Source organism: Saccharomonospora iraqiensis subsp. paurometabolica YIM 90007, from assembly GCF_000231035.2.
Taxonomy (GTDB): domain Bacteria; phylum Actinomycetota; class Actinomycetes; order Mycobacteriales; family Pseudonocardiaceae; genus Saccharomonospora; species Saccharomonospora paurometabolica.
Window position 1 is genome coordinate 2,988 of the sequence record NZ_KI912260.1, and the last position, 5,066, is coordinate 8,053.

Annotated in this window: 4 protein-coding genes, 2 tRNA genes and 1 pseudogene; 6 read left to right on the plus strand and 1 reads right to left on the minus strand. The window is 71.4% G+C overall.

The window, feature by feature from the left end; translation table 11 throughout:
• Nucleotides 1–423 (minus strand): annotated as a pseudogene (locus SACPADRAFT_RS33475) (GNAT family N-acetyltransferase); the annotation flags it as partial.
• A gap of 244 nt (nt 424–667) precedes the next feature.
• Here SACPADRAFT_RS33475 and SACPADRAFT_RS0222070 point away from each other — a divergent pair.
• The 6 genes from SACPADRAFT_RS0222070 to SACPADRAFT_RS0222095 all read left to right on the plus strand — a co-directional run bounded on the left by SACPADRAFT_RS0222070 (nt 668) and on the right by SACPADRAFT_RS0222095 (nt 4,919).
• On the plus strand, nt 668–3,304 hold the full coding sequence (locus SACPADRAFT_RS0222070) for a putative bifunctional diguanylate cyclase/phosphodiesterase (protein ID WP_007026439.1): 2,637 nt from the start codon (nt 668–670) through the stop codon (nt 3,302–3,304).
• Between the two features lie 78 nt (nt 3,305–3,382).
• Nucleotides 3,383–3,455: transfer RNA gene (locus SACPADRAFT_RS0222075), tRNA-Thr, on the plus strand.
• Nucleotides 3,456–3,469: 14 nt separating this feature from the next.
• Nucleotides 3,470–3,542: transfer RNA gene (locus SACPADRAFT_RS0222080), tRNA-Met, on the plus strand.
• Nucleotides 3,543–3,696: 154 nt separating this feature from the next.
• The gene (gene rpmG, locus SACPADRAFT_RS0222085) at nt 3,697–3,861 is read left to right on the plus strand and encodes a 50S ribosomal protein L33 (protein ID WP_007026440.1); all 165 of its coding nucleotides are present in this window, start codon (nt 3,697–3,699) and stop codon (nt 3,859–3,861) included.
• Between the two features lie 183 nt (nt 3,862–4,044).
• Nucleotides 4,045–4,488 (plus strand): MaoC family dehydratase N-terminal domain-containing protein, encoded by a 444-nt coding sequence (locus SACPADRAFT_RS0222090; protein ID WP_028662679.1) that lies wholly within the window; start codon nt 4,045–4,047, stop codon nt 4,486–4,488.
• 2 nt (nt 4,489–4,490) lie between these two features.
• Nucleotides 4,491–4,919 (plus strand): MaoC/PaaZ C-terminal domain-containing protein, encoded by a 429-nt coding sequence (locus SACPADRAFT_RS0222095; RefSeq protein WP_007026442.1) that lies wholly within the window; start codon nt 4,491–4,493, stop codon nt 4,917–4,919.
• The last annotated feature ends 147 nt before the right edge of the window (nt 4,920–5,066 follow it).

The following is a 5,066-nucleotide window of genomic DNA, read 5'->3' on the forward strand; positions in this document are numbered from 1 at the left end:
CCGTGCGCGGGGCCGGGCCGCCAGCACCCGCACCGGGGCGAAGTGGTGCGCCAGCAGCGCCTCCGTACCCGGCCAGTCCCGGCTCGGTCGGGCGAGGACCGCGGCCGTGTCCGCGGTGCCGGGAGCGGTTTCGCCGGTCAGTGTCTCCTCGCCGGCCAGCGTCTCCTCCCACCGGTCCAGCAGTCCCGCGAGCGCCGTTCCCGGATCCTCGCCCGCGAGACGGACGTCGAGGCGGTGCTCCCGGAGCGGCCGCCACAACGCGGCCTGCGAGTCCGGGGGCACCTCCGACGTGCTCACCCGGGCCACGCCGGACGGCACGGTGAGCAGTTCGGACGTCTCCGGCCACGGCGCCGGGGCGGGCAACAGCGGGTCGAGTGCGCTCAGACGTTTGACGTGCTCGGTCGTGATGGTCTCGACGTCCATGGCGCCAATCTAACCCCGCGCAAATATGACATACCTCACCGGGTTTCGACTACCATCGGCGACCGGTCGCCCGCGAAACGGTCCCCCTCCTCGCGGCCGGGCGATGTTGTGGCCGCGTCGTGCTGACACAGAGGTGACCTCATTGTCGTGAAAGGAGATCTTGATACGCCCTCCGGGGTAAAGTATCCCTTCGTTCGCGGGTCGGCCCCGACACCGAGCATGCGCGTCACCACAAGGAGGTTGCATGCCGAACGCACACGGCGACTCCGCCGGCACCGGCACGGCCACGGCCGACACGCCGGAGCCCCCGGACGGAGGCCAGGCCTCGGCGCAGGCCCGTGCGGACGAACTCCGGTTCCGCCTCTACACGGCGGTCGTGCTCACGGTCGGGGTCCTCGCCGCGGGAGCGGTCTCGACCTGGTTGCCGTTCACCGGTTCGGTCCACCTGTGGTGGATCGGACCACTGCTGGCCGCCGCGTTCCTCGGTGCGGAACAGCTCGGGGTCAACGTCGACGTCCGCAGCGGGATCTCCTGGACCATCTCGTTCACCGAGATCCCGCTCGTGATCGGCCTGCTGGTCGCACCTTTCGAAGTGGTCCTCACCGCACACGTGGTCGCCGGGGTGACGACCCTGCTGGCCCGCCGCGTCACCGGCCGGGTGCTCTACAACGCCGGCGCCTTCCTGCTGGAGGTCACCAGCGCCTTCGCCGTCGCCGGTCTGGTCCGGCAGATCCTCGGTGGTGCGGACCAGATGCCGTGGATCGCCGCGCTCGCCGGCACCCTGACCGCCCCACTGGCCAGCACGCTGCTCGCGATGGCGGCCGTCCGCGTCCTTCGCCGCCGGATGCGGGTCAACACGGTGCTGCGGCTGGCGGGCCGCATCCTCGTGGTGGGTTTCGTCAACGCCTCCGTCGGCCTCACCGGGTACCTGGTGATCTCGAACACCCCCGAGGCCTGGCCGATCGTGCTCGCCGTCTCCCTCGGGCTGGCCGCGCTGTACTGGGCCTACTCCGACCTGCTGCGGGAACAGCGCGACATGGAGGCACTGACCGACGTCAGCCTGATGGTCGCGCGGTCCGGACAACAGGCCGCAGCACGCCCCGCGGGCCGCGCGGACGACGTCGACGGTGGTGTGGACATCGAGGAGTGGACCACGCTCGCCGAGCGCATCCGGGACCAGCTCGCCGCCGCCCGGATCGTCCTGCGGCTGCGGCTCGACCCGGACGAGTCCATGCGCACCGTCGTGGTGGGCGACGACCTGCCCACCGCCCTGCCCGTGGACGACCCGTTGCTGCGGCTGCGCGGGTCGCACGTGCGGCATCTGCGCCTCACCGAGACACATCCGGACGTGCGTACCGCCCTGCTCGACCGCGGCGCGCACGAGGCGCTGGTCGTGCCCCTGCGCAGCGCGAGCCAGCTGCTCGGGGTGCTGGAGGCGCACGACCGGCTCTCCCGGTGGCGCGGGTTCGGCAAGTACGACGTCCAACTGCTCGGCACCATGGCCAGCCACCTCGCCACCTCGCTCGACAACCGCCGGTTGCTCGCCACGCTGCGGCACGACGCCTACCACGACCCGCTGACCGGCCTGTTGAACCGTCCCGGGTTCCGGCAGGTGGCCACCGACCCGCTGCGGGAGAACGAGCACTCCGTGGTGCTGCGGGTCGACCTGGACGTGCTCTCCACGGTCAGTGACGCCCTCGGCTACGCCTGGGCCGACCGGATGCTGATGGCCGCGGGCGGGCGGATGCGCGACACGCTCGGCCCGGACGTCCCGCTGGCCCGGCTCGAAGGCGCCTCGTTCGCGGCCCTGCTGGTGGACTGTGACGCCGACGGGGCGCACGAGACCGCACAGCGGTTGCGCACGCAGCTGTCCGCCCCCTATCCGGTGGACCGGCTCACCGTCGAGGCCAACGCCGTGGTCGGCTACGCCGCCACAACCGCGCGGGAGAACGCCGACGGCGTCGACGTGGACAGCTTCCTGCAACGGGCGGACATGGCCGTGCGCGCGACCCGCAGCGGCGAGGAGGTCCGCGCCTACGTCCCCAGCATGGGCCAGATCTTCCTGCGCCGGTTCCAGATGGTCACCCAGTTCCGGCAGGCGATCGAGCAGGGCCAGGTCAGCGTCCACTACCAGCCCAAGGTCGCCCTGCCCGGCAAGCAGGTGCTCGGCGTCGAGGCGCTCGTACGCTGGCAGCACCCCGAGTTCGGCCGGGTCAATCCCGACGAGTTCGTTCCCGCGGTCGAGGCCGCCGGGCTGGTCGGGGTGCTCACCTCGTTCGTCCTGGACACCGCGCTCGACCGGGTGCGCCGCTGGCTGGACGAGGGGCTGCGGATCTCGGTCGCGGTGAACCTGTCCGTGCGCAACCTGGCCGACACCGAGTTCCCGGCACAGGTCGCCGACGCGCTGAAACGCTTCGACGTCCCCGGGGAACTGTTGACCCTGGAGCTGACCGAGTCCGGGGTGATGGCCGACCCGGAACGGGCGCTGCCGATCCTGCGCGGGCTGGCGGAGCTGGGCATCGAGCTGGCCGTCGACGACTTCGGCACCGGCTACTCGTCGCTGGCCTATCTGCGGCAGCTGCCGGTGGACCAGGTGAAGATCGACAAGAGCTTCGTCTTCGGGATGGGCACCGACCTGGGTGACCTCGCGGTGGTGCGCTCGATCGTCGAGCTGGGGCACTCGCTCGGGCTGACGGTCGTGGCCGAGGGGGTCGAGGAGGATGTGGCCCGGGACCAGCTGGAGGCGATGGGCTGTGATGTGGCGCAGGGGTACCTGATCTCCCGGCCGCTGTCCGAGGAGCGACTCCAGGCGTGGTTGACCGCGCGCACCGTCCGCTCGCCCGCTCCCGCCTCCGAGGCGGTGCTGATGCTGCTGACCTGAGGTTTCGTGGGAACCCACCCCCCTTCCCCGACGGTGTGAGCGACTGATGTAGTCTTTGGGACAGCTCGTTGAGAGCAGGCCCCTTTAGCTCAGTCGGCAGAGCGTCTCCATGGTAAGGAGAAGGTCTACGGTTCGATTCCGTAAAGGGGCTCGGCGTGACCACGAGGCGGTGTAGCTCAGTTGGCAGAGCAAGCGGCTCATAATCGCTGCGTCGCCGGTTCGAGTCCGGCCACCGCTACGCGAGTCGGGCGGGCCGGGCTTACCGAAGAGTAAGCACCTCCTCGCTCCGCGACAGCATCAGGGACGATAGTCCCGCCCTCCGCTTCCCACCCGGTGGGCTCCGGCCCCCGGACCCCACGGATGGGGAACCGAGTAGAGAGTAAGGAGCCGTTGTGGCTGCCACCGACGTACGACCGAAGATCACGCTGGCGTGCGAGGAGTGCAAGAACCGCAACTACATCACCAAGAAGAACCGGCGCAACGACCCGGACCGCTTGGAGATGAAGAAGTTCTGCCCGAAGTGCGGTACGCACCGTTCGCACAAGGAGACGCGCTGAGCTCCTCCTCCCGGCGTTGACACGTCCGCCCCTCGGGGCCGACGCGCCGCAGTTTTCGAGAGGCCACCTCCGCCACCCCGGGCGGAGGTGGACTTTCTCGTGTGCGGGGACCGCCCGTTCCGCGGCGGGTTCCGGGGCCGGTTGTGTCCGCGGGAGGAGCGGGGACCGGTAGTCTGCGCAGCCGTGCCACTGGATCCGAGTTTCATCGGGCGGAGCTACCCGCCCACGAGCACCTACGAGGTCAGCCGCGCCAAGATCGCGGAGTTCGCCGACGCGCTCGGCGACGACAATCCGCTCTACCGCGACCCCGAGGCCGCGCGCGCCGCGGGGCACCCGGACGTCGTCGCACCGCCGACGTTCCTCACCCTCGTCCACCTGCCCGTCGTGGAGACGCTCGTGGCCGATCCCGAGCTGGGGCTGGACTACGCGCGCATGGTGCACGGGGAACAGCGCTTCGTCCACCACCGGGCCGTCCGTGCCGGGGACGCGCTGACCGCGACCACGCGCATCGAGGACATCCGGGCGCGGGCGGGCAACGACTTCCTCACCGTCCTGGCCGAGATCCACACCACCGGGGGCGAGCATGTCGGCACGACCCGGGCCCAGTTCGTCGTGAGGGGGGAGTGACGGTGACCGGAACGACCACGCCGGACCCGACCACGGTCCGGGTCGGCGATGCGCTGCCCGCGCTGACGGTGCGGGTGACCCGCGACCGGCTCGTGCGCTACGCGGGGGCGTCGCTCGACTTCAACCCGATCCACTGGGACGAGCGGACCGCCACCGGCGCGGGACTGCCGAACGTGATCGCGCACGGCATGCTCACCATGGCGCTGGCCGGGCGGGTCGTCACCGACTGGCTCGGCGACCCCACGCGGATGGTCGAGTACGGCGTCCGGTTCACCCGCCCGGTCGTCGTGGACACCGACGGTGCCGACGTCGAGTTCGGCGCCACGATCGGCGAGATCCGCGAGGACGGCACGGCCCGCGTCGACATCACCGCCACGGTGGACGGCCGGGCCGTGCTCGGCCAGGCCCGGGCCGTCGTCCGTCTGAGCTGACTCCGTCGGCAACCGACCCCGCCCGAGCCGACCCCGCCTGAGCCGGCTCTGCCCGAGCCGACCCCGCCACGGCGGGCGTCGGTCCGGGGTCCCGGGCGACCGGGTGGGGCAGCCGGTCCGCGAGGGCCGGTCAGCGGGGCAGCGCCT

Excerpts from the sequence above, each read along its gene's own strand:
- SACPADRAFT_RS0222070 (WP_007026439.1), top strand. The coding sequence starts at position 668 with ATGCCGAACGCACACGGCGACTCCGCCGGCACCGGCACGGCCACGGCC.